The 24,351-nt window shown below is 67.9% G+C and carries 18 protein-coding genes; 10 read left to right on the top strand and 8 right to left on the bottom strand.

The genetic code is table 11. From position 1 onward, the window contains the following. The first annotated feature begins 42 nt into the window (after positions 1 to 42). Positions 43 to 1,071, top strand: a complete 1,029-nt coding sequence (locus tag D7X12_RS00795) for a hypothetical protein (RefSeq protein ID WP_120623351.1) — start codon at positions 43 to 45, stop codon at positions 1,069 to 1,071. 103 nt (positions 1,072 to 1,174) lie between these two features. Here the strand turns inward: D7X12_RS00795 and D7X12_RS00790 are convergent, their stop codons facing one another. Continuing rightward, a complete protein-coding gene (locus D7X12_RS00790) occupies positions 1,175 to 4,135 on the bottom strand; it encodes a CHAT domain-containing protein (protein ID WP_120623350.1) in 2,961 nt (986 codons plus the stop codon). A 366-nt stretch (positions 4,136 to 4,501) separates the two neighbouring features. Between D7X12_RS00790 and D7X12_RS42735 the strand changes: the two genes are divergently transcribed. Continuing rightward, positions 4,502 to 4,666: a hypothetical protein gene (locus D7X12_RS42735; protein WP_158619912.1), complete on the top strand. Its 165-nt coding sequence runs from the start codon at positions 4,502 to 4,504 to the stop codon at positions 4,664 to 4,666. 27 nt (positions 4,667 to 4,693) lie between these two features. Here the strand turns inward: D7X12_RS42735 and dusA are convergent, their stop codons facing one another. Further along, the gene (dusA, locus tag D7X12_RS00780) at positions 4,694 to 5,695 is read right to left on the bottom strand and encodes a tRNA dihydrouridine(20/20a) synthase DusA (protein WP_120623348.1); all 1,002 of its coding nucleotides are present in this window, start codon (positions 5,693 to 5,695) and stop codon (positions 4,694 to 4,696) included. Between the two features lie 137 nt (positions 5,696 to 5,832). After that, positions 5,833 to 6,375 (bottom strand): hypothetical protein, encoded by a 543-nt coding sequence (locus D7X12_RS00775; RefSeq protein WP_120623347.1) that lies wholly within the window; start codon positions 6,373 to 6,375, stop codon positions 5,833 to 5,835. 257 nt (positions 6,376 to 6,632) lie between these two features. Between D7X12_RS00775 and D7X12_RS00770 the strand changes: the two genes are divergently transcribed. Continuing rightward, positions 6,633 to 7,154: a hypothetical protein gene (locus tag D7X12_RS00770; protein ID WP_147443469.1), complete on the top strand. Its 522-nt coding sequence runs from the start codon at positions 6,633 to 6,635 to the stop codon at positions 7,152 to 7,154. A gap of 105 nt (positions 7,155 to 7,259) precedes the next feature. On the opposite strand, the gene D7X12_RS00765 is transcribed toward D7X12_RS00770, so the two are convergent. Together D7X12_RS00765 and D7X12_RS00760 are read right to left on the bottom strand one after the other, a co-directional pair. After that, positions 7,260 to 7,544, bottom strand: coding sequence for a hypothetical protein (locus D7X12_RS00765; RefSeq protein WP_120623345.1), 285 nt, complete (start codon positions 7,542 to 7,544; stop codon positions 7,260 to 7,262). A gap of 145 nt (positions 7,545 to 7,689) precedes the next feature. Next, complete coding sequence (locus tag D7X12_RS00760; RefSeq protein ID WP_158619911.1) at positions 7,690 to 8,652, bottom strand: squalene/phytoene synthase family protein; 963 nt, start codon at positions 8,650 to 8,652, stop codon at positions 7,690 to 7,692. Positions 8,653 to 9,100: 448 nt separating this feature from the next. On the opposite strand from D7X12_RS00760, the gene D7X12_RS00755 reads away from it, so the two are divergent. The 4 genes from D7X12_RS00755 (at position 9,101) to D7X12_RS00740 (ending at position 17,896) form a co-directional block, all read left to right on the top strand. Next, positions 9,101 to 14,572, top strand: coding sequence for a CHAT domain-containing protein (locus D7X12_RS00755; protein WP_158619910.1), 5,472 nt, complete (start codon positions 9,101 to 9,103; stop codon positions 14,570 to 14,572). 102 nt (positions 14,573 to 14,674) lie between these two features. Continuing rightward, a complete protein-coding gene (locus tag D7X12_RS00750; protein ID WP_120623342.1) occupies positions 14,675 to 16,261 on the top strand; it encodes an IS1182 family transposase in 1,587 nt (528 codons plus the stop codon). A 25-nt stretch (positions 16,262 to 16,286) separates the two neighbouring features. Beyond that, the gene (locus D7X12_RS00745; protein ID WP_147443468.1) at positions 16,287 to 17,291 is read left to right on the top strand and encodes a hypothetical protein; all 1,005 of its coding nucleotides are present in this window, start codon (positions 16,287 to 16,289) and stop codon (positions 17,289 to 17,291) included. Then, positions 17,288 to 17,896, top strand: a complete 609-nt coding sequence (locus D7X12_RS00740) for a hypothetical protein (protein ID WP_120623340.1) — start codon at positions 17,288 to 17,290, stop codon at positions 17,894 to 17,896. The genes D7X12_RS00745 and D7X12_RS00740 overlap by 4 nt, the downstream gene beginning before the upstream one ends. 259 nt (positions 17,897 to 18,155) lie before the next feature. Here D7X12_RS00740 and D7X12_RS00735 read toward each other — a convergent pair whose 3' ends face one another. After that, the gene (locus tag D7X12_RS00735; protein WP_120623339.1) at positions 18,156 to 19,808 is read right to left on the bottom strand and encodes a dipeptidase; all 1,653 of its coding nucleotides are present in this window, start codon (positions 19,806 to 19,808) and stop codon (positions 18,156 to 18,158) included. A 233-nt stretch (positions 19,809 to 20,041) separates the two neighbouring features. Between D7X12_RS00735 and D7X12_RS42730 the strand changes: the two genes are divergently transcribed. Further along, a complete protein-coding gene (locus tag D7X12_RS42730; protein ID WP_158619909.1) occupies positions 20,042 to 20,203 on the top strand; it encodes a hypothetical protein in 162 nt (53 codons plus the stop codon). A gap of 17 nt (positions 20,204 to 20,220) precedes the next feature. Here the strand turns inward: D7X12_RS42730 and acs are convergent, their stop codons facing one another. Both acs and D7X12_RS00725 read right to left on the bottom strand, forming a co-directional pair. Beyond that, on the bottom strand, positions 20,221 to 22,173 hold the full coding sequence (acs, locus tag D7X12_RS00730) for an acetate--CoA ligase (protein WP_120623338.1): 1,953 nt from the start codon (positions 22,171 to 22,173) through the stop codon (positions 20,221 to 20,223). A gap of 61 nt (positions 22,174 to 22,234) precedes the next feature. Then, a complete protein-coding gene (locus tag D7X12_RS00725; RefSeq protein WP_244224267.1) occupies positions 22,235 to 22,720 on the bottom strand; it encodes a hypothetical protein in 486 nt (161 codons plus the stop codon). Between the two features lie 72 nt (positions 22,721 to 22,792). Here D7X12_RS00725 and D7X12_RS00720 point away from each other — a divergent pair, with 72 nt between their 5' ends. Together D7X12_RS00720 and D7X12_RS00715 are read left to right on the top strand one after the other, a co-directional pair. Continuing rightward, positions 22,793 to 23,215 (top strand): NUDIX domain-containing protein, encoded by a 423-nt coding sequence (locus D7X12_RS00720; RefSeq protein ID WP_120539453.1) that lies wholly within the window; start codon positions 22,793 to 22,795, stop codon positions 23,213 to 23,215. Between the two features lie 13 nt (positions 23,216 to 23,228). Continuing rightward, the coding region (locus D7X12_RS00715) for a M50 family metallopeptidase (RefSeq protein WP_147443467.1) at positions 23,229 to 24,351 on the top strand (1,123 nt) is incomplete at its 3' end.

The raw sequence follows: 24,351 nt of genomic DNA, 5'->3' as shown, positions 1-24,351 counted from the left end.
CGTCCTATGCTCGTCAGGTTGTCTGCTTGTCGGAGGCTTGCCATGGAGCCCGTCACCAGTGCGCAGTCCTCGTCCAGCAACACGAACGACCTGTTCCGAGAGATCGGTGAGACGGAGAAAAGGGTGAGCACCTTCTTCGCCAATCCCTGGAAGGTGCCGTGGCTCAAGAAGAAGGACCCGGAGCTCGTGAAGGCGTTCTCACGGGTCTCCTCACGCCTCGTCGAACTCCGGGTGTATCTGGAACTCGGAGCCGCCATCTACAGGCCGCCACAGCCCGTCCTCGCGATCACCTCCGTTCTCCAACGCATCACCGACAAACTGGGCCGCGACGCGGCCTGGGATGCCGCCGAGGAGTTGAAGATCGCATTGCTCTACTTCGCGCCGGACGCGCACCTGTCCTCGCTGCTCGAAGGGGAAGCGGAGCTGAAGGGGTTCCAAGAGCAGCGCGCCGCGACCGAGAAGACGGGCGAAGCACTCCCGGCACGAGGGCGAGAGGTGATCATCGACCGGCTCGCCTCGCTCTACCAGCAGCGGATGGATTCCTGGCGACATGACCGCGCGAATGAGCAGCTCCGCGCGAACTACTTCTTCGCGGTGACGGCCGTGCTCGGCGTGGTGCTCGGCCTGGCGGGCGTGATGACGGTCTGGGAGGGGAAGCCCTTTGCCTGCCCCGTGAACACCTTTCTCCTGACTGCGATGGCGGCCGGGGCCCTGGGGTCGGTCCTGGGAGGTGTCTACACGCTGCGGGACGAAATCATGAGCATCCGGCAGCTCCGCGCCTTCTGGCCCGTGTTGACCGCGCAGCCGTTCGTTGGCGCGACCGCCGCGATGCTGCTGTTCGCCGTCCTGACGAGCGGTCTCATCAAGGTGGCGAACCTCGACGTGGAGTCCTTCACCTGGCAGCACCACACCGTCTTCGGCTTCCTCGCGGGCTTCTCCGAGCCGTTCTTCCTCGGCGTCGTGAAGCGGGTCGCCGGGTTGGCGGACGAGAAGAAGGCGCCTCCCAAGGCACCCCGTCCCCCGAAGGATGCCGCCACTCCCGAGAGCCCCATGGCAAAGCCTGACCGGTAGGGGTCACGCCTCCAGGGCTGTTATCGATTGTCTTTACAGGACGCGGCCGTAGCGCCGCTCCTGGCGAGCCAGCAGCAGGCGGAAGCCGGACTCGACAATCCCATCAGGGGTGCGCTTCCAGGGAACTGGACGCAAGCGAGCGCAGGGGCGCGTCTTGCCCCATGGCGATGAAGGGCGCCCAGGCGTGTGGATGCGATTGGGTCCGCCGCAGCTCCCGCATCGCCTCGCGCAAGGCCGCGGCTCGCCCCTGCCCCGCCAGCAGGTTGCGGTAGTAGGCCTCCATCAGCGTGCTCGTCGTCTCGTCGTTCACCTTCCACAGACTCATCACCACCGTCTCCGCTCCCGCCACGAGGAAGGCCCGCCGCAGCCCGTACACACCTTGACCCAGCTTGATGTCGCCCCGGCCGGTGTCGCACGCGGACAGGACGACGAGTTGGGTGCCCCAGAGGTCGAGGCCCGCCAGCTCCAGCGCCGTCACCAGCGTGCTGTCGGGCGAGGAGGCCGGACTGAAGCCGGAAGACGCCGAGGCACGCGCCCCAGCGAAGACAAGGCCGGAGCGCAGCAGGGGATCCGCGGGGCTGTGGGCCTGGGGGTCCTCGCCCAGCGCACCGAACTGCTTGACCGCGCGGGCAGCGGTGGTGGACTCGGGCGCGTTGCCCAAGAAGAAGCCGTGGGTGGCCAGATGGAGGATGCCGGGGGTCGGCAGGTGCATCAGCCGCTCCTTGGTGGCCTCGGGGCCCAGGAAGAGCTGGGCCTGCGGTAGCAGCCTTTGGATGGCCTCGGCCTCCTGAAGGGTGCCTGGCAGTGGGGTCAGGGCCCAGGCCCTTCGCGCCTCGTCCGTGGGCAGCGTGGAGAAGAAGGTCCCAACGGCAATGGACCGCTCGGCGCCCGTGGGAGCGTCTGCCTGGGAGTGAGCGGGAGCTGGGAGCAGCGCGTTGAAATCCGGGTTTGCGAGGACGACCACCGAGCCTGGGGACACGCGCTCCTGGGAACGAGGCAGCAGGTCCTTGCCAGAGGAGAGATAGGTGAAGTCAAAGGCATCCACGAGGAACTGGTGGCCATCATGGAGGGCGGCAAAGGGCACCAGCGCCAGCTGTCCATCCGGCGAAAGGAAGAGGCGGCGGGTCTCCCCCAGCAACGGAAGCAGGGGCTGGAAGACGAGCTGGTAGAGCGCCTGGGCGGGGGCTTCGAAGGCGGCATCCCGGTTGGCCAGGGCGTCTCTCAGGCGCAAGGCAGCGGAGTCGATGGGCTCGGCCGGGCCCAGGTCCAGGGTGCGGGTGGTTGAGTCAGGGAAGAGCACCAGCGCCAGGTAACGCAGTGAGGGGGGACGCGTGGACCCGGGCTTCTGGGGCCTGAGCACCAGCGGCCGGTCCACGTAGGTGATGAACTCGACGAGCGCGCCGTCCCCAGACAGGGCCGCGGCGACACGGTCGACAATCTCGGCGGGGGACGGCAACGCGGTCAGCGCGCGCAGGGGGGCGGAGCGGCTGGCCAGATCGGCTTCGAGGGCAGCGCCCTGCTCGGAGAGCTCGTGGAGGCGCTGCTGGTAGGCGGGCTGTGAGAGTGAACCGGGGCCCTGGAGTGACAGCTGGGCCAGCTGGCTGCGCAGTCCTCCCAGCCTCTCGAAGGTTTCACGGTCCTGCGCGCCCAGGCTCCGGTAGAGGGTCCGGGAGATATCCGCCGTTTCCTCCACGGAGCGGCCTTTGAGGAGCAGGGCAGCGCCAAGGGCCAGGCGTCTGACGCGGGCGTCGTCGGGATGAGCGCGCAGCAGCGCATAGAGCCGCTCCTCGTCGGTGCGCAGGAACTGGAGGAAGCGGGACAGGTGCACCTCGGAGAAGCCGAGGGTCTCCTGGCGCAGGCGCCGCTCGGACATGGCGAACGCGCGGGTCAGCAGCGGGAGGGCCTCGGCGAGGCGATGCTGGGCCAGGTGGACCACCGCGAGGTGGTTGAGCGCTTCCGCGCTGCGCGGATGGTTCTCGCCGGAAGTCGCGCCCCGAATGGCGAGCGCGCGCTGGAAGAGCGGCTCGGCGCGACCGTACAATCCCTGGAGTTGGGAGGCCGCAGCCCGACAGTAGAGCGTCTCAGCGACGAGGGGATGGTTCTTGCCGACGGTCGCTTCCTGAAGGGCCAGGGTGCGGACATAGAGCAGCTCGGCACGAGCGAACCATCCCTGGACCAGGTAGAGACCCGCCAGTTGAAAGAGCGAGTCCGCGACGTTGGGAGGATTGTTGTCGAGGGCCGCTTCCCGGACGGCTATCGCACGCAACACCAGCGGTCTGGCCCGTTCGGACACCCCCTGGGCCGCGTAGTTTTCGGAGAAATGCAAGAGCGTGACCGCAACGTCGGGATGCTTCTGGCCGAGGGAGGCTTCCCGGATGGCCAGCGCGCGCAAGAAGAGCGGCTCAGCACGAGCGTACAACCCCGAGTACATATAGGACTCGCCGAGGTCGTTGAGCGTTTGAGCGACCTCCAGGTGGTTCTGGCCGAGGGAGGCCTCCCGGATGGCCAGCGCGCGCAAGAAAAGCGGCTCGGAACGAGCGTACAAAATCTGATGCTGATAGAGCTTTGCGAGACCGTTGAGCGATGCGGCAACGAGAAGATGGTTCTTTCCGAAGGCAGCTTCCCGGATGGCCAGCGCGCGGACATAGAACGGCTCAGCCCGAGCATACAGTCTCTGGTCCGAATACAGGTTGGCGAGGAGGGTGAGCGTTTGAGCGACCTCCGGGTGGTCCTTGCCGAGGGCGGCCTCCCGGATGGCCAGCGCGCGTTGCAGGAGCGGCCCGGCCCGGACAGGGTTCCCCTGAAGCAGGTGATGAGAACCGAGCCAGTCCAGACTCCTGGCGACCTCTGGATGCGCGCTCCCGAGCACGGCCTCACGCAATACAAGCGCACGCTCACCCCGCGCAATGGCATCCGCGTACCGCCCCGCGTCCCAGGACGTGTCCGCCTCGTCTGAAGCCGTCTGTGCCTCCTGGAGCCGCGCATCCAGAGGTCCCTCCCCGGCCGCCACTCCCGGCGCACAGCACAACAGCACCACCATCATCCCCATGAGAAACTGCTGCATGCCGGCTCCTTGTGCCCGTCCGGGTTCGCCCTCCCACGCCTGACAGCTCAGACCTGAGCAGGCTGAATGGCTCCCGAACGCCCCCACCACGAACCGATAGAGCCGGTGGGTGGGAGAATCATGCAGAGATCCTTGAAATCCCTATTTGCAGATGCGTCGCCAGTGAAGCCGCGTCATTCGAGGTCCATCGCGACCAGTCGGATCGGGAGCGGAATGGACCCGCTCCCCTGGCGTGAAACTGGCCCCATGTCAGGGGCAGGAGATACCTTGGGAGCGCGGCGCAAGCCGTCAACCCAGGAGAACACCATGCGAGCGGCGATCATTGCAGGGCTGATGGCAGTCGGGCTGTTGGCAGGCTGTGGCGGCGTGGAAGACGCACAGCCCGTGGAGTCTGCTGAGACGGCGGAGATGGGCACGAGCAGCGAGTCGCTGTACGCGTCGTTCTATTGTTGCGATGGCACGGAGTGCATCAGCACGGCGCGCTTCTGCGTCCAGTACTGCCAGCAAGAGGATCGCGGCGGCATCTGCTGAGCCTGGGAGCGTAGTCCGCGCGGGCCTTCAGGCCACGGCCTGGAGGCCCGCCTCGCGCGGTACCTTCGCGGCGGCGGCGACCACCACCTCCGGTCCCGCGCCGTCCTCGTGGGCGTTCTCGCTCAGGTGACGGCGCCACGCACGCGCGCCCGGCAGCCCCTGGAAGAGCCCCAGCATGTGCCGGGTGATGGCGCCCAGCGGCGCGCCCTGGCTCCGCTGCGCTTCGATGTACGGCAGCATCGCGTCCACCACCGCGTGCCGCGTGGGGGGCGCCCCGGTGCCTCCGAAGAAGCGCCGGTCCGCGTCCGCCAGCAGGTAGGGCGTCTCGTAGGGCGCTCGGCCCATCATCACGCCATCCACGTGGGGCAGGTGTTCGGCCGCCGCATCCAGCGTCTTCACGCCGCCGTTGAGGCTGATGTCCAGGTGGGGGAACTCCGCCTTCAGCCGGTACACCAGGTCGTAGCGCAGCGGCGGCACGTCCCGGTTCTCCTTGGGGCTCAGGCCCTTCAGCCACGCCTTGCGCGCATGGATGATGAAGCGCGTGCAGCCCGCCGCGGAGACGCGCCGCACGAAGTCCTCCAGCGTGGACCACTCCTCCATGTCGTCGATGGCGATGCGCGACTTCACCGTCACCGGGATGCGCACCGCTTCCCGCATGGCGGCCACGCCCCGGGCCACCAGGTCCGGCTCCGCCATCAGGCACGCGCCGAAGCGGCCGGACTGCACGCGGTCGCTGGGGCAACCGACGTTGAGGTTGATCTCGTCGTAGCCCCACTCCTCGCCAATGCGCGCGGAGGCCGCCAGCTCCGCCGGCTCCGAGCCCCCCAGCTGGAGGGCCACCGGGTGTTCGGCGGGAGAGAAGCCCAGCAGGCGGTCGCGCTTGCCGTGCAGCACCGCGCCCGTGGTCACCATCTCCGTGTAGAGCAGGGTGTGGCGCGACAGCTGGCGGAAGAAGAACCGGCAGTGCCGGTCCGTCCAGTCCATCATCGGCGCGACACACAGCGGCATGGGATAGGCCAGGGCAGTCATCACCCTACCCCTATCCGGAATCCCGCCGTCCGCCCAGGGGCTCTCCATGGCCTTCCGGGTCCCTCCGGAGGCAGGCGACCCGGCGGGCCGGCCGGGTCGCACCGCAAGACTCCGGAGCCAGGCCCGGGGGCCAGGGCTCAGGCCGTCGGGCCGAGCACCACACCCTGCTCCGCGAGCCACCCATCCACCAGGCGCTGCCCGGCGTCCGTCAGGGTGAAGCCCAGCCCGGTCCACTGCTGGCCGTTGAGCATCACCACCCGCCCCAGCGCCTGCGCGAACGCGGGCTCCGGCAGCATCCGCTTGAGCAGCGCGCCCGCGTAGTGGTGGAGGAACAGGTCGAAGTTCTTCGCGAAGTCCGGGTGCCCGGGAATCGAGTCACTGCGCGTGTCCGCCGCGACGTCGTACCCCTGGATGAGGCCCCCAAACCCCAGCGCCTCCACCAGGAAGGCCTGCATCCGGGCCTGCCCCCGCACCCGACCGGGCAGCCACCGCTCCTGCCCCGTCGGCGTCTGGAAGGTCCACAGGCCGCGCTGACGCGTGGCGGCGAAGGGCAGCCCGTCCACGCCCGCGAGGGCGGGCCGCTCCACCCGCACCGGCTGACGGGACACCTTCGGAGGCGCCGCGTCCGTGCGCGCAGGGAAGTAGACGATGACCGCCGGGGTCGAACGGGCGCAGTTCATGAGGGGCAGAACTCCAGGGGGAACACCAACATCGGAATTATCCGATATGGGCACCCGGAAGTTGCGGACTCCTGAGCGGAACCGTCCCCCTCCAGAGCGACGCATGGCGCAGTGCGTCGCTGTGGAAGGGGGGATGGAGCTCATCTCCCATCCCCCACGCAGCCCGCAATGCTTTCGCATCACTTTCCGCTTTGTCGGCTCATCCAAGCCAAGGGGGCCTGCAATGGCTCTCCGCAAACGCATTCAGGGGGTCGTGCATGAAAAGCCGATGGCTGAGCGCAGCGTTCCTCGCAGTGGCACTGGCATTGGGCGCCTGTGGTGACACGGAAGAGACCATGGAGCCGGTGCAGGTTTCGGATCCAGGCATCCGCGAGTCGCAGGAGGGAGACGTCAAGTCACTGATTATCGATTGTGATGAGGAGGGCCGATGCCCCACCGGCTACTACTGCGACGCGCAGTGGCTCTGCCGTCGCGGCGGAGCTTCTGCCTCGGGGACCGTCTCCGCGAGCCCCACGGACGTGTGGATCAACACCAACGCCACGAGCATCGGCTCAACGCAGATCTGCTGGCAGGTCTACCAGGCCACGGTTGGCGAGGTCTGGGTGAGCGTGGATGGCCAGCCCGAGCTGCTCTTTACCCAAGCCCAGTCAGGCTGCGAGTTCGCGTGGTGGATCCAGGTGGGACATCACTACGACTTCAGGCTCTATGCCAACACGACCCACAGCCAGCTGCTCTCCACCGTCACTGTCACCGGTTACGGCTATCAGGGGCTTCGCTGACCGCAGCGGCACATCCAGGCCATGCCGCCGGGGACCTCCGGCGGCATGGCCCGTCGTCGCGGGCCAGCACCTCGGGCGCACAGGGCCTGGGAGTGGCAGGCGAAGCTAGGCGCAGAAGTAACCGCGGTCGTCGGCGTAGTAGACGCGCTGGCCGCTCGGGCAGCAGTAGACGGCGCGCGTGGACGTCGGGGTCTGGATGCACATGTATGAGCCACTGAAGGAGGAGCCGCGGCAGTCCAGGCCCGAGCCACAGACGGGCAGCGCCTCCTGCGTCACGCTACCTTCCTCCACCGTCGCCGGGGTGACCTCCTCGGCCGCCATCCCGCCGCCGCAGCCGACCGCCAACGCCAGCCCAGACGCCAACAGCAGCCGCTTGAACAGGTTCTTCATGGGGTTGTCTCCGTCATCCGCCCCGCCGGAGTGACGGGGGCGACAACGGTTGTCTCACTCACATCGAAACCGAGACAAGCCGCCAAAACGCGAATATCCAGTTCGAAACGAAGATCGGGATTCCCTTACAAACCCCTCCGGGGCGTCACGGGGTGGGGCCCGCGAGCGCCTCCACGGCCTCCGGGAGCGTGCCCCGCTCCAGGGCGCTCTGGAGGGCGATCATCTGGGAGGTCACCACCGCGCGGGACACCTTGGCACCGGCGCCGTCGCGCACGAGCAGCTCCAGCGTGGCCTGCGCGAGCAGCAGGGGCAGGGTGGTGAAGGCGAGCACGTCCCGGGAGGCGCCCGCGCTGTAGAGGGCCCGCACGTAGCGCGCGGCCGCGACCAGGTCCTCGCCCGCGAGCCGCTCCACGTCCTGGAGCTGGACGCCGGGGGGGAGGAGCGAGCGCCCCTCCCGCGCATCCTGCCGGGCGTCCTTGAGGATGTTGACCAGTTGCAGGCCCTCGCCGAAGAGCGGGGCCAGGGCGCGCAGGTTCGGGGAGAAGGGGGTGAGGCGCGCGTCCAGGACGAACAGCTCCGTGAGCAGCTCCCCCACCAGTCCGGCCACGATGTAGCAATAGTCACGCAGGGACTGGAGCGAGTCCAACGCCAGCAGGCCCTCGGCGGTGGCGCTCGCGAGCACCTCGCGCATGCCCTGCACCGTCTTGAGCACGAAGTGGCGCAGGATGGCGCCGGCCTCCAGGCGAAGTGCGTCCAGGCTCGCCAGCAGCGAAGGCGTGCGCGCCAGGAGGTCCAGGTAGCCCGCGTCCTCGCTCGGACGGCGCTCCCGCCAGTCGCGAGAGAGCGCCTCGGCGTCGGCTTCCGGGTCCTCCTTGAGCAGGGCCTCGAAGCCGGCCAGCGCCTCGCGCCGGGCCTCGCGCGTCCAGGACGCGGCGTCCTCCAGCGTGTCGGCGACGCGCAAGAGCAGGTAGCCCAGGCCCACCTCGCGGCGCAGGGGCTCCTCCAGGAGCGGGATGGCGAGCGCGAACGTGCGGCTGGTGCGCGCGAGGAAATCCGACAGCTCGTCGTCCCGAAGCGGGAGGGCCGTCACAGGGGCAGCGTCACTCAAGCAAACCGTCCTTCGGGAAGGGGGCGCGCTCCGCCCAGGCCCGTGACTGCCACAACCCACCCACCGACACACGCGCGAACAGCAGGCCCCCGAGAGGGCCCGCGCCGCACGGGTCCGGGGTCGAACACCGGGCCGCCCCGAGGGCCGGGGCCGGGACTCGCCCCCGGCACGGGAATGGAAACCTCACGCAGGACGCGTCTTGACCCTCCGCATCCTAGAGTTCACCCGGGCTCGGCATCCCACCCTGTCCCACCCGGTTGCGCCTGATTCCACAGCGAAGGGGCACATAGGGGGCACCAGGAGGCGTCACGCGACCACCTCAGCGACCGTCGGCCGCGCCAGCCTGTTCTCATACGCCTCACCCCAAGGTCAGAGGCCCCGGCACACAGGGGGCAGGTTTGGGGAAACCCTGCGGAGGCTTCCCGCTATGGATGCAGGAGGAACGCACATGCTGAAATCCAAGAAGAAGATTTTCGAGGAAGCCCGGAAGGGGTTCCAGGCGCTTCAGGAAGAGAAAGCCTACGACCTGGCCCTCGCAGAGAACCCCGAATCCTGGAACCTGCGTCTTCGAGCGCAGAGCCTGGTCGCCTTGGGCCGCAGGGAGCAAGCACTCCCCCTCTTTCACCGAGCGCTGGCGCTGCACACGGAGAAGGATGACACCGCCGCTGCGGCAGCCGCTCGCCATGACCTGGCGCATGCACTCGCGGATGCACAGGAGGACTTGTTCTCGCTCACCACTGCCAGGCAACTCTACACCCGTGCGCTGGAATCACCGGTCCGCCAACGCGCCCCGCTCCGCTACGCGGAGACCGAAAGCTCCCTCGCAGTATGCCTTCGCCGGATGGCTCAACTGCTCGCGCGGGAGGATCAAGCGCCACTCTTCGAGGAGATTGAACGACGCTACAGAGGTGCGCTCTGGAGGCTGAAGGACTGCGGCCAGCTGGGCCTTCAACAACGCTCCGAGGTCCACCTGAACCTCGCCAACTTCCTGGGAACCGAACTGGGAGAGGTCGAGCGCGCGATCCGCGAATATGACCGGGCGATGGAGTGCGCCCAGCGCGCCAAGGAAATTTTTGGAGCCTCCCGCAACGACATTCCCCTCCGGTCCCAGCTCTCCTCCGCGAGCCTGTTGCGCGCACGGGGACGCAAACAGGACCGCAAACGGGCCGAGCAACTGGCCAAGGAGGTCATCCAGACGGGGGACCCGCAATATCAAGCGCTTGCGCGCATGGAACTCGCGGAAATCATCCTCGGTGGTGATGCTCCCGAGCGGGCGGCCCACGCCCGGACCTTGCTGGAGCAGGTGCGATGGAATGTGCTGGACCAGTTCAAGCATCTGCGGCACCTGGCTGCGCTGCTCAGGAGAGCCGATGGACCCAAAGCCGCCATTGAGCTGCTGAGCGGCTTCATCGAGAAGGCCATCCAGCATCGGGCCGAGGCAACCATCTCCGACTCCGAGGCGGACGCGGCTTCGATTGACCTCCAGCAGGCTGCAGAGGCCGTGGCCTGCATCCTCGCGCAGGACCAACAGGATGCCCTGAGCGCCTTCCTGGCTCTTGAGAACACGAGCGGCTTCCGCTTCGCCGAAAACCTCTCATCGCGTGTGCGGAGGCCTGAGGAGCCCCTTGCCAAGGCGCTCTATCGTGAGCTGGCGAAGCATATGGGCCAGACGTACATGCTCGACTCATTCACACAGTCGATCAGACGCCAGGCTCCTGATGGGCAGCGGGAATTCCTAGACAAAGTCATTCCCCAGTTGGATCAACATCCAGAGGACGAAAGCTCCACCTTCATCCTGCCAAGGTGCATCGCCGCACGAAAGGCGCCAGTCCCCTCCGAGTACTTCGAAGCACAGGTCGAGAAGGGCCGCCAGCAAGTAGCCCGGCTGCGCTACGCGCTCGCGCGGGAAGACAAGAACTACGCGGAGACCCAGCACATCCTCAACCAGAACCTTGGTACCGAGGAGCTGACCGAAGTGCTCCGCCAGCATCCAGGCCATGTCCTGATACGAATCTTCGTGCAAGAGCTGGAGCTGCTGACCGCCGCCGTGTGGCTCGAAGGTGGCGAGTTGATGGCACGGAGTTCCACCTGCCCCATTCGTCCGGAGGTCTTCAGCCTCCTTCGACAAGCAGCAGAGCAAAGTGCGACCTTCACGAAGTCTGAACTCCTCTCGAAATTGTTGCAGGAACTCGACTTCTCAGCGGCTCTGCCCCCGGGGGTGTGGACTCGAGCCGTCCTGCTGCCCTCACACGTGTCGACGTTCCTCCCGCTCGCCGCACTGGGCCCCGCGGGCCACCGGCTCATCGACCGGTTCGAGTCCATCATCTGGCTCCCCAGCCTCTTTCCGCTGCGCACCCGCCCGGCACCCACTCCCCCTCGAAGGGGAGAGTGGGTGGTCATCCCCGGAGGGACACACTTCCACCCCATCGCCTTCCAGGCGCTAAGCCCAGGCGAACGCTGCCTGGAGGGAGACGAGGCCACGCTCGAAGCCATCCAAGGTGCCCTCGCGGAGGCCCGGACCCTCAGCATCTACACCCACGGAGAGCACACCGCCGGAGAGTGGCCCCGGCTCGAGATCAAGGGGGGGACGCTCGACTTCAGCGATCTCGAGGAAGCGTCGCTGAATGGCATGGAGAGGGTGGAGGTCTGGGCGTGTCAGTCGGGCGCCAACCTTCCCCATGATCCCCTGACACGTCCTGCGAACGAGGGCTACGGGCTGGACCACATCCTGCTGACGAGCGGGGTGAGAACCGCCATCGGGGCACAGTGGTCCGTGCCTGACCTGGTGACCGCAATCCTGGCACGGGAATACCGGCGAAGGCTCGCTGCGGGGGATGAGCCTGCTCAGGCCCTGACGGGTGCACAGCGGCGGTGGCTTGAGCAGAGCCTGCCGCTGCTGCTCGAATCCCTGCGGAGGCTTCCCGTCAACGAGGCCATTGTCTCTTTCGCTGAAACCTTGGGCCTTCCACCCGAGCAGGACATCCGCGGTCCCGTGCTGGGAATGCTGGGCCCCGTTGCGGACCAGATGAGCGAGCACCAGGTGGGCGAACTCGAAGCGCGACTGGCATGCCCCGTTGCGTGGGCAGGCATCCGCTTCGTGGGCCTGCCGGAGTGGAAGTCGGAGAAGGAATGGACGCCGGGCTCCGACCGGGCACTCACCGCCGAGGAGCAGGCGCAGTTGGAACAACTCCTGGCCCAGGAGCCGCCGTCACCGGTCTCCTTTGATGAGCTACAGGACTCCTGGCTCGAACGTGAGGCCCTCCCCGAGCCCGGTGAGGCCCCCTCGCCGGAACGAGCCCTGGCGGTGGCTCGCGTACTGCGCGATCGGCTCAACTCCTCTCAGTTCAACAACCTGCTCGCCGCGCTGGCGTGGGTCCATGAGGCGCTTGCGGTTCCAGGCATCTCACCACACGAGCGGGAGCAGCTCTCCGTCGAGGCCTCGCATCTCTGGCTCGAGGTTGCCCAGCGAGGGGATGTCCGGACCATGCTCCCTCACGCCGTGCCCCTGGCTCGCGCAGAGGGACTTCTGGCCGGTCTCTCTTCCTGCACAGGGGACCTGTCCGCCGACGCTGTGGCGGCTCGGGCCCGGTTGAGCTTCCTCCAGCGTGTGCACCATCGGGAGGAGGAGCCCGATCACGCGGTTCAGACCTCGTTCGAGGAAGTCCTCCCAGCGCTGGAAAGAGTGACCCCAGGTACATTCGAAGCCCTCCGGGTAGCAACGACCGCGGCTGAGCTGATTGCCTTGGGCTCCCCAGCAGTGCGTGCGCGAAACGCCAGCGGCATCGAAGCCCTCCGCAAGCTCGTCCCACGGACCTGGCCCCATCGTGAGACCATTGCGGCCTTCTACCGTCTGCACGCCCTGCTCGAACAGCTGGGTGACGCGCCGTTGAACATCGAAGAAGCCCTGGCGTTCCTGCCGCCGAAGGAACTTGTTGCCGTCGTCAACCACAAGGCGTTTCAAGAAGGTCCGCGGCCAGGCGCGGGCATGTTGCCCAAGGCCTCAAACCAGGCACTCAACCGGATGGAGGGCGCGATCTGGGGGTATCCGTCCGATGACGGCTCTCCTCTGGTGCGGATGACGGGAACGCCGGGACCGGCATACCGATGGATGCTCAATGGCTACCTGGCGGGGCATGCCCGCGCGCAGCCGGAGGATGTGGTTCACCTCCTGGCCTGCTTGCAGTACTCGTGCGATCTGCGCCTGAGCGTGCTCCATCGGCTCGCGCGACTACCGGAAGCGCTGGGGTTGGAGTCCCTCCCGCCTGCCATGCAGTACCTGTGGGATCTGCTGCGGATCCGGAGGCTGCTCCACACCACCCTGACCGATGCGACCCTCTTTCCCAGCGTGGATCCCGCGCTCCCCGGTCCTCATCCTCACCGCCTGGACCCCTACGCAGTGTCCTCACAAGCGCTGGTTCAGGGGTTGAAGGTGGACACGGATCTGACGGCCTGGACCCTTGGCGAAACGTGTCTCTCGCTCCGCAAAGAGGAAACGCGTCCGCCACACACCGCCGCCTTCGAGGCCATCAGCCTCTCGGCCTGGATCGAGGCGAGCATCGCCAAGACCTGGGAGACGCTTCTGGAGGCTGATGCGCAAGGCCGCAAGCTCACGGGCATCCAGGAGTTCCCCGGCGTGACGAGCTTCATCGAACCCGGGCGCGACCTTGATAAGAACGAGAAGGCCCTCAGGAACCTGTCTGACGGACACGGTGTGCTCGGGCTCGTGATCGAGCCTCAGGGGGAGTTGCTGATCATGGCGTGTTGGAACGATGGGCACTCACGCGGTCAGCGGACCTTCCGGTTGGAGAAGGTGCTGGTCCAGGGCGCACTCATGGGCGTGCTGCACCCTTCCGAGCAGGATGCGACCTCCGGCCGGGGCACCTCCTCAGACATGCGGCGGAATTCATGGCGCATGGTGGAGGAACAGCTGGCGCCGGTGCTCGAGTCGCTGCTTCGAACGGCGCAGGCTCGAAAGAAGTTGAAGTGGAGTGTCCTGGCTCCGGGGGCCCTGCGTGAGCTGCCGCTGCTCGGATTGAAGCTCGCTGGGGGGCTCCTCGCGCACCAAGTCGAGGCGCTCGTCCACATGCCATCGATTGCCTTCTCTCTCCTGCCGAGGGAACAGGAGGCTGAGGATTTCACGGCCTGCTTGCTTGCCCGCGACAGGGAGGAGGGAACCACTGGCTTCGGGGAGGCCGCAGTGGAGACGCTCCGGCGCGTTCAGCCTCCACACCTGGTAGTCGACCCTGCAGAACTCAGCGGTAACCGGGTGGTTGAGGTGGGAACCCTGGAGCCCCAGGCATCACGGATTCGCACGTTGCGACTGTATGGCGTCGGCAAGGCGGACTCCCTCAACGACACGATGTCGCTCATGCAGTTGGAGGGAAGAAGAGCACTTCGCGAGAGGAATACCCACGGGATGCTCATGCCTCGCTGCAAGGTGGTCGAGCTCTGGGCGTGCACTGCCGGGAGCGCGGGAATGCTGCTCCCGCTTCGCAACGATGGCGACCGCATCCCAGGGCTTGCCGCGAGCTTCCTCGCCAACGGTGCCCTGGCTGTCATCGATCTGGCATGGCCGGTCCATGACATCGTCAAGGCCCTGGTGTGCGAACAATATGGGCTGATGCGCCGGCGGATCGGACACCGCCCCGAGGCTTTGAAACAAGCACTCTGCATGACCCACGCTGCGCTGCAAGAGCTTCGGAGTCAGGCGGCCCAGCGGACCGTGCGCCAGGTGCTCGAATTGATAGATCACTTGAGGCGCTCCGCCGCGTCGATCGTGTTCAACGTCGACCCAGGACTGCTCGTGCCGTTCACCGACAGCGCCGATTCTCCCCTGGTGGCGGGCTTGGACGGGGAGGAACTCGTGGAAGAGCTGTGCCAGCCAGCGCATCTCGCGGCTTTCCGTTGGTGGGGGGCCTAGAGCGCCGATCAGGTTTCCGCCCGAGGAAAGTCGGATACTTGCGCGAGCGATCGACGCGGGCTGTCGCCGCGTGATCAGGTCGCCACCTCACGGAGGTGGCTCATGGAGCGCTGGAAGCCGGCGGTGGAGCAGAGCGCACGGGAGCAGCGCCTGCTGAAGCTCGCGGGGAAGAGCAGGAAGCTCTTCGTCTTTCTGCGCGAGCATCGGCACGAGTTGTTCGACGAGGCCTTTCAGGACGAGCTCGAAGCGATGTACCGACAGACGGGCCAGGGGCAAGCGCCGCAGCCGCCCGCGATGATGTGCATGGCGCTGCTGGTGCAGGCCTACACGCAGACCTCGGACGCCGAAGCCGTGTGCCTCTCGGGCACCGACAGCCGGTGGCGAATGGTATTGGACCGACTCGGTGCGGACGAGGACGCGCCCGCCTTCTCCCAGGGCGGGCTGCAGCAATTCAGGGAGCGACTCATCGCGACCGAGATGGACCGCCGGTTGCTGGAGCGCACCGTCGAGGTGGCGAAGCGGACGAAGGGGTTCGATTCGAAGAAGACGCCGAAGACGCTGCGAGTGGGAGTCGACAGCCGCCCTTTAGAAGGGGCCGGGCGGGTTGAGGACACCCTCAACCTGCTCGGCCACGCCGGCCGCAAGGTGGCCGAGGGCATGGCGCTCGCGCTCGGTACCGACGTCGAGGAGGTGTGTCAGCAGGCCGATGCGCCGTTGCTGCGGGCCCGCAGCATCAAGGCCGGCCTCGACATCGACTGGAGCGCGCCCGACGCGAAGCTCGACGCACTCAATCGCCTGTGCCGGCAGCTCGACCGTCTCATGGCCTGGGTGGCGAAGCAGTCGAAGTCGTGCGTCGCGGCTCCGCTGACTCGCTCCATCGAAGCGCTCGCGCAGGTGAAGGCGCAGGACCTCGAGCCGCGCCCCGAGGGCGGCGTTCAGATTCGACAGGGCGTGGCGGCCGACAGGCGTATCTCCATCGAGGACGCCGACATGCGCCACGGGCGCAAGAGCAAGAGCAAGCGATTCAATGGCTACAAGCAGCACGTCGGCACCGACCTCGACACCGACCTCGTGGTGGCCTGCGCCGTGACGCCCGCCAACCGCCCCGAAGAGGAGGCGACCCTTGCACTGCAGGAAGACATGGCCCACCAGGAGCTCTTCCCCGATGTCCTCCTCATCGACAGGGCGTACCTCCACAGCACCCTGGCCGAAGACGTGCTGACGAGTGGCGGCGACGTCGTCTGCCGGCCGTGGCGAGGCGCCAGCGCGAAGCCCGGACTCTTCGGCAAGCGCGACTTCAAAGTGAACCTCCGCGACGGCACCCTCACGTGCCCTGCTGGCGAGGTGGAGCCCTTCGAGCCCGGCGCCGTCGTGCACTTCGACCCGGAAGCCTGCGGGCCGTGCAAGCTGCGCTCGAGTTGTACCCAGGCCGCGTCCGGCAAGGGGCGCAGCGTCACGATGGGCGACGACGAGCGGCTCCAGCAGCGCCTTCGCTCACGTCTGCAGTCGCGCGCGGGCCGAGCAGGACTCCGCGAGCGTGTCGGCGTCGAGCATTGCCTGGCACATCTCGCCAACCGCCAGGGCCCGAAGGCCCGTTACCGAGGCACGCGCCGCAACCTCTTCGACCTCAGGCGACTCGCGGTCGTCCAAAACCTCGAGGTCGCCGCGCGCTACCCACTCGCGGCGTGACCTAACCTGTTCGGCGCTCTAGCACATGAACAAGCTGGGGACGCCCATCACCGATTGGTCCAAAGAAGGACGCGCTGCGCTCGTGCTGGAACACCGGGAAGTCTTCGCCCTTCTCCTCCGGCATAGCCTCGCACAAGCGGCGAAGCCCTATGGCGAACAGAACCTGCTCGATGCGTTCCGGTTCAAGACCCTTGATGACGCCGTTGACTGGTGTCTCAAACGGTTCGCCACCGGCACGCTGGAGCAGGGAAGGCTCAGCCCCTCTTCACGCTGCTGGCGCCTCTTCACCCAGGCGCGTTTCTGGCTTTCTCAGCGGGAGGGAGCCGCAGGATTCCTGCGGAAGATGCAGGAACTCGAGGCGGCATGCAGGCGGGACTCGGTGCTCGCCGAGATCCCTGAGTCAGAAGGAGTGCCTGTTCCCGATCTGGATGTGCAACGACTGGTAGAGCGGCTCTCCCGCACATTGACGGAGCTGCTCGCTCGTACCTGTCCAGACCTCGTCACATGGTGGCTCCGGGCCACGGAGGAGCTGCGCTCCCTCTGGTTCGACTTGCCAATCCCCGAGCCCTCCCATCAACCCCGGATGAAGAAGGAGCGGAGCATCCGCATCCATGATGCGCTGTTTCGCTTCGCATGCCTCTTCCGTGGCCTGCTTCTCCAACAGAAGGACGCCGCCCCCTCGCATCTCGCCGTACGCGAGTGGCTGTTCCGCCAGTGCCGGAACGTGCCTCCCTACCGGCGAACGGAGGAGGAGATCGCAGCGGCATTGCCCCTGACGATTCCCAAGACAAAGAGAGCCGTCCAACACTTGCGGCGTGAGGGGGTGAGTGCGCTCCTTCACCAGTTGATCGGCTCCCTCAACGCGCCGGCAGAGACAGCGGACGCCGTGGCCCTCATGGAGTGGCAGCTCATGCGCGAGTCCGTGACCAAGACCACCCTCACCGCATTTGCCCTGGATGAAGGAGCAAGCCCTGAGCTGGAGCGCAGCATCGAAGCGCTTCCATCCGTCACCAGGAGGAGGCGTTCATGAGCCGCAAGCCCGTAGACTTCGTGACGCTCGATGCACTCGTCCAAGGCGAGGATGATCCGGAGACGCCTGCGGCATGGCGGGCCCTGCTCACGACGCCGGACGCAGCGACTCGGTGGGCGCAGGCTGTTGCGCGGCGCGCGACCATTGACCGGTTTGCCATGGAAGTCCTCAACCATCCCTGGCTCGCTTCATCCTTGAGCAGGCTCCGACGCAAGACACGCTTCCCCGTTGGCGTGGCGCTGAGCCTCCACCTGGTCCCGCCCCCACTCACAGCGCTCCTGGGACCCACCTCCAGGGCTCCTGAGCTGCTGACCGCCCCTGCCTGGGGTGAAATCGAGTCGCTCTCCGTCAAGGTGGGGCTCACGCTCGAATTACATCCCTTCCAAGCCCCCGGCGAGCATGTTCGGGTGTTCTATCAGTCGAGAACCGCCCAGGGCTCGATGCCCGGTAGACGCTGGAAGTTGGAGCCCGGTGAGAGCCCGGTGCTCTTGATGGCGGTGGAGGGAGCAGACGCGGACGACACCCTGGACTCGGCGCTGTCGAAATCCCTCAGCTCCGCAGGGGTTGTCCTCTTCGAACTCGCGGAGGAAGCGCCGGAGGATTGAGGCGCATGCTCACTCCGCGGTTCCCTTCCGCGCGGCTGCCAGTCCTCCGACGGGATGAAGCCTGCTGGCTTGTAACAAAAGGTCCGTTGAGCATTGGGGTGAAGGCGGGCGCAGTCTGGCCCCTCGGAGCACACGACAGGGCACACCGCCAGAGTGCCTGCCCCGGAAAACGAAAAAGCCCCCAAGTCGCAAGGACCTGGAGGCTCATTCGAAGGGCCCGGGGCCGGGACGGAAACTCCGCCCGGCCCGGGGGACACGCTCAGGGGGCCGGAGCGACGGTGGGCTTCGGCTCCGGCTTCTCGCGCGACTGCAGCATCGTGCCGTTGTCCGCGGCGATGCGGCGGTACCACGCATCCGGGTAGCGGGGGTGGTTCACCTTGCCCTGCGCGTCCCGCACGTTGCCGTCGATGTACTTCACCAGCAGCTGCTCGCCCAGCTTGCGCCAGCGCGCGTGCACCTTGTCGCCCTGCTGCAGCGAGTACTCGGTGAGGTACTGGCGCGCCTGCTCCGGCGTTCGCTTGTAGAGCGTCTGCGCGATGCTCTCCACGTGGGCCTGATCCGCGAGGAACTGACCCTCCAGCTCCCCCTGCGCCTTCTGCACGTCCACGATCATGTCGCTCCAGCGCCCGTAGGCCTGGTTCGACACCCAGTTGAACACCCAGAAGGACGAGTCCCAGGAGAAGTCGCCCCGGCTGGCCACGCCCTGGGAGAAGTTCTTCGGCACCTGCCGGATGCCCGCGTACATGGGCGTGTACACGGTGGTGTACGTGTCATCCACGCCGAACCAGAGCACGCCACCAATGGCGTCCGGCAGGCCCGCGCGCATCTGCGCGACGAAGGAGAAGCCCGTCTGCTGCGTGGAGATGGCGCGCTCGTGGACGTAGCTCTTGCCGTCCACGTCCCACGTCATCGGCCGCCAGCGGTACGGCACCGCGTAGGGCCCCGCGCCCACGTCCTTGGACATGTCCAGCGGCGTGCCCTCGAAGTGGTCGCGCATCAGCGCCATCGCGTCCTGCACGGACACCTTCTTGTCCGGCTTCACCCACAGCGGCAGGCGCTTCGACACGTCCGCGCCGTCCGCGTACTCGACGCCCAGCTTCAGCGACGGGGCCGCGCGGCGGAAGATGCTCCACACGCGCCCTTCGGAGAAGCGCTGCCCCCCGAAGTCCAGCGGGTGGTACGTGTCCGCGAAGCTGAAGTCCTTGTCCGCGCCCGTGAACCAGCCCTTCGCGCGCGCGAACGAGATGACGTCCGGCGAGTACAGCGCGTTGGCCGCGTCGTTGAGCGGGAACTGGCGGATGCGCGCCTGGTTGGCGTGCGCGGAGATGACGCCGTCCGGCAGCTTGCGCGCCACCCACACCGCGCCCTTCTGGCCCGCGCCCTTGCCAATCATCTCCAGCAGCCACGCCTCCTTCGGGTCGGCGATGGAGAACGTCTCGCCGGTGGAGGAGTAGCCGTACTCCGCGACCAGGCCCGTCATCACCTGGATGGCCTCGCGCGCCGTCTTCGCGCGCTCCAGCGCGATGTAGATGAGCGAGCCGTAGTCGATGAGGCCCGCGGGCCCCTCCAGCTCCTTGCGGCCCGTGAAGGTGGACTCGCTGATGGAGAGCTGGTGCTCGTTCATGTTGCCCACCACCGAGTACGTGGCGGGCAACTCCTTGATGCGCCCCAGGAACTTGCCCGTGTCCCAGTCAATGACGTCGCGCATGGCGCCGGCCGCGTGGCGGCGCGCGGGCGTGTGGTACAGCTCGCCGTACAGCTCGTGCGAGTCGGCCGCGTAGGTGATGAACGTGGAGCCGTCCGTCGTGGCGCCCTTCGTCACCAGCATGCTGGTGCAGGCATCCGCGATGGGGGCGACCAGCACCGCCGTCAGCGGCAGCGCGGTGAGCAGGGTCGAGGGGAATCGGTTCATGGCGGCGCAATCTAGCAGGACTGCCGCCCGCTGCCCGCCCAGTCAGGTTGCACGACAGGAAGGCGCCCGGGCCCCAGGCTGCGCCCCGCGTCATGCGTGAAGGCGATGGGCGCCGGACGTTCCGCTACTTCCCTGTCTGCCGGGCGCATGGCAGCGCCTGCCCGGGAACGCTAGGGTTCACTTTTCCGGCCCGGCGCGCCGCTTCCCTCCGCCACGGGCCCCAGGAGGCAGACGTGACGGAGATCGTGGTGGGCCTGGTGGTGTTCTTCGTCCTCACCGTCATCCTCGGCCCCGCGCTCTGGAGCTCCCGCGTCTGGTGGAGCAAGGCGGACCGGGAGAACGTGAAGGACAAGCACGGCCGCCCCCGCAAGGACGCGGAGGACGGCCCGGCCTGAAGTACCGCTGAGCGCGGCTACTCGTCGTTCTGGCGCAGCGCGGCCAGCACGTTGAGGTCCTCCAGCGTGGTGGTGTCCTGCGTGGAGTGGTTGCCCGCGGCCACGTCGCGCAGGAGCCGGCGCATGATCTTCCCGGAGCGCGTCTTGGGCAGCCCCTCCGCGAAGCGGATCTCATCCGGCCGGGCGATGGCGCCAATCTCCTTCCCCACGTGCGTGGCCAGCTCCTTCTTGAGCGCGTCCGAGGGAGCGTTGCCTTGCTTGAGCGTCACGAAGGCCACCAGCGCGGTGCCCTTCAGGTCGTCCGGGCGCCCCACCACGGCGGCCTCGGCCACCTTCGCGTGCGCGACGAGCGCGCTCTCCACCTCCGCGGTGCCCAGGCGGTGGCCCGCGACGTTCACCACGTCGTCCACGCGCCCCATCAGCCACACGTAGCCATCCGCGTCCGTGCGCGCGCCGTCGCCGGTGAAGTACATGCCGGGCAGCTCGCTGAAGTACGTGTTCACGTACCGCTCCGGGTCGCCGTACACGGTGCGCAGCATGGACGGCCAGGGCTTCGTCACGAACAGCAGGCCGCCCTGTCCCCGGGGCACCCGCTTGCCGTCGCGGTCCAATATCTCCGCGTGGATGCCGGGCAGCGGGAAGGTGGCGGAGCCCGGCTTGGTGGGCGTGGCGCCGGGCAGCGGGGAGACCATGATGCAGCCCGTCTCCGTCTGCCACCACGTGTCCACGACAGGGCAGCGCCCGCCGCCGATGACGTCGCGGTACCACATCCACGCTTCGGGGTTGATGGGCTCGCCCACGCTGCCCAAGAGGCGCAGCGAGGACAGGTCGTGCTGCTTCACCGGCCCGTCGCCCAGGCGCATGAAGGCGCGGATGGCGGTGGGCGCGGTGTAGAGGATGGAGACCTTGTAGCGCTCGATGATGTCCCAGAAGCGGTCCGGCCCCGGCTGCGTGGGCGCGCCTTCGTAGAGCACCGTGGTGACGCCGTTCATCAGCGGGCCGTAGACGACATAGCTGTGGCCCGTCACCCAGCCGACGTCGGCGGTGCACCAGTAGACGTCGTCCTCGCGCAGGTCGAACACCCAGCGCGTGGTGAGCGACGTGTTCATCGCGTAGCCCGCCGTGGTGTGCAGCACGCCCTTGGGCTTCCCGGTGGAGCCGGAGGTGTAGAGGATGAACAGCGGGTGTTCGCTCTCCACCCACTCCGGCTCGCAGGTGTCGGACTGGCCCTTCACCAGCGCGTCCCACGCCAGGAACTTCGGCCCCTCCGGCAGCTTGCCGTCGCCGGTGCGCGTGAGGACGACGACCTTCTCGATGCCGGTGGCGTGCGTGAGCGCGGCCTCCACGTTCTTCATCAGCGGCACCACCGCGCCCTTGCGCCAGCCGCCGTCCGCGGTGAGCAGCACCTTCACGCCCGCGTCCTTCATGCGCTCCTGGAGCGCCTCCGCGGAGAAGCCGCCAAACACCACCGAGTGCACCGCGCCCAGCCGCGCGCACGCGAGCATCGCGACGGCCGCCTCCGGCACCATGGGCAGGTAGATGCCCACGCGGTCCCCCTTCTTCACCCCCAGGGACTTGAGGCCGTTGGCCAGCCGGTTCACCTGCTGCGACAGCTCTCCGTAGGTGATGGCGCGGCGGTCGCCCGGCTCCCCCTCGAAGAGGATGGCGGGCTTGTCCTTCAGCTTCGGCAGGTGCCGGTCCAGGCAGTTGTAGGCGAGGTTGGTCTTCCCCTCGACGAACCAGCGCGCATGGGGCGGCTTCCAGTCCAGGACCGTCTGGAAGGGCTCCTTCCAGAACAGCTCCTCACGGGCGCGGTCACCCCAGTACTTCCGCGGGTCCTTCTCCGCCTCGTCCCACAGCCGCTGGTAGTCCTCCATGCTGCGGATGTGGGCCCGCTGGGAGAACTTCGCGGGCGGGGGGAAGACGCGGGACTCGGTCAGGACCGAGACGATTTCCTGCGTGTCTGCCATGGGCGTCCCTCATTTGCGCGTGGGAACAGCCCTCCTGTTGTAGGGACCCTGGCCTCCAGGCTCAAGGCTCCTCTTCGCAGCGGGTGTTTCCCTGAACGCCTTCGAAGCGGACCCACAGCTCGCAGTTGCAGCGCGCGACCCCGTTGGAGGCGTAGACGAGCCGCAGTTGACCATCGAACTGCGTCACGCACTGCGTGGTCGCGTCCAGGTGCACGCGGACCTGGTCGAGCAGGCACTCCTCGCCTCTTGTCGTGATGCTGACGTTGGCGACGCTGCCGTCGGCGGTGAACGCGTCACCGTCCTCCAGGAAGTAGCCGAGCAGCTGCATGTTCTGCACGCCGAAGTCCGCGCGCACCACGCGCCCGGAGACCTGCAGGCCCAGCTGGAAGTCGCCCTGCACCTCCGCCAGCAGGTTGCAGTCGTCGCGCAGCACTTCGGTGGGGATCAGCTCGTATTCGCCCTCGTTCTGGCTGTACGGCAGGCAGCCCGCCAGGGAAGGGGCCGCGAGCGCGAAGGCAACGAGGCAGAGGCGTCGAAGGGTAGACACGGCACGCACCATCGCCCACGGGACGCATCCGGAGCGGGCGCTCGCGTAGGGGCGGGGGTAGAGTGCGACGCCATGCCTGAATACCGCAACCCCAAACCCACCGTGGACTGCATCATCGAGCTGTCCGGCGAGCGCATCGTGCTCATCCGCCGCGCCAACCCGCCCGTGGGCTGGGCGCTGCCCGGCGGCTTCGTGGACGAAGGAGAGCCGCTGGACAAGGCGGCCATCCGCGAGGCCAAGGAGGAGACGGGGCTGGACGTGACGTTGGAGGAGCAGTTCTTCAGCTACTCGGATCCGAAGCGGGACCCGCGGCTGCACACCATCTCCACGGTGTTCATCGCGCAGGCGAAGGGCGAGCCGGTGGGCGCGGACGACGCGGCCGAGGCGAAGACGTTCACGCTGGACGCGCTGCCGAAGGACCTCTGCTTCGACCACGGCACCATCCTGTCCGACTACGTGACGTACAAGCGCACCGGCAAGCGCCGCAAGCTGTAGGTCCGGGGCCCGGATGCACTACCTGTTCGTCCTGCTCGCCCTCGGGGCGCTGCTCATCGTGCACGAGCTGGGGCACCTGGTGGCCGCGCGGCTCCTGGGCGTGCGGGTGCCGCGCTTCACCGTGGGCTTCGGGCCGCCGCTCCTGTCGTTCCGGCTGTTCGGCACGCAGTTCGTGCTGGGCGCCGTGCCGCTGGGCGCGTCCGCGAACCTGCAGGGCATGAACCCGCACCGCTCCGGCGAGGAGGACACCTCCGGGTTCGGCACGCTGGGGCCGCTCAAGCGGATGGGCATCATCCTGGCGGGGCCGGTGGCGAACTACGCGGTGGCGGTGGGGCTCCTGTTCACGCTGTACACGTCCGGCACGCACGTCGTGGTGCCGCTGACGGTGGGCACGGTGCTGCCGGGTTCGGAGGCGGCGCGCGCGCAGTTGCTGCCGGGTGACCGGCTGGTGCGCGCGGATGGCAAGCCGCTGGAGAGCTGGTCGGACTTCGTCACGCGCGTGGCGGACGGCGTGGGCCGCGACCTGGAGCTGGCGGTGGAGCGGCACGGTGAGCCGCGCACGGTGCGGGTGCGTCCGCGCGCGGATGAGCGGGGCGCGGGGCGCATCGGCGTAAGCCAGCAGTACGTGTTCCGCGAGCACGCGCCCGGCGAGGCCTTCACCCAGTCACTCGTGCACACCGGGAGGGTGGCGTCCGAGGCGCTGTCCACGCTGGCGGCGCTGGTGCGCGGACCGGAGGTCGCGGGCCGGGGTGGGCCGGGCGCGCTGATGCGCCAGGAATCATCCGACGTCGCGTCGTCCACCGCGTCGGGGTTCGATGCGCTGGTGCGGGCGCTGGTGGCGGCGTCGGTGGCGCTGGCGATGCTGACGTTGGTGCCGGTGCCGGGATTGGATGGGGGCCGGGTGCTGCTGCTCGCGGTCGAGGCGGTGAGTGGACGGCGCATTCCGCCGCGCGTGGAGACGGTCGCGCAGACGGCGGGGTTCCTGTTCATCTCCATCGCCATCGTGGCCACGGCGGGCGCGGAGATCCGCCGCGCCCTGCCCTCGTCGTCCCCCGCGGCACCGAAGGTCGTGATGGGCGGCACGGCCCCAACGGCTCCGGCACCGGATGCGGGCTTGCCCTCCCCCGCGCCAGCCC

The sequence above is a fragment of the Corallococcus sicarius genome (genome assembly GCF_003611735.1).
GTDB classification, from domain to species: Bacteria; Myxococcota; Myxococcia; order Myxococcales; family Myxococcaceae; genus Corallococcus; species Corallococcus sicarius.
The sequence above is the reverse complement of the archived record's forward strand: the minus strand, read 5'-3'. Positions and strand labels throughout refer to the sequence as shown.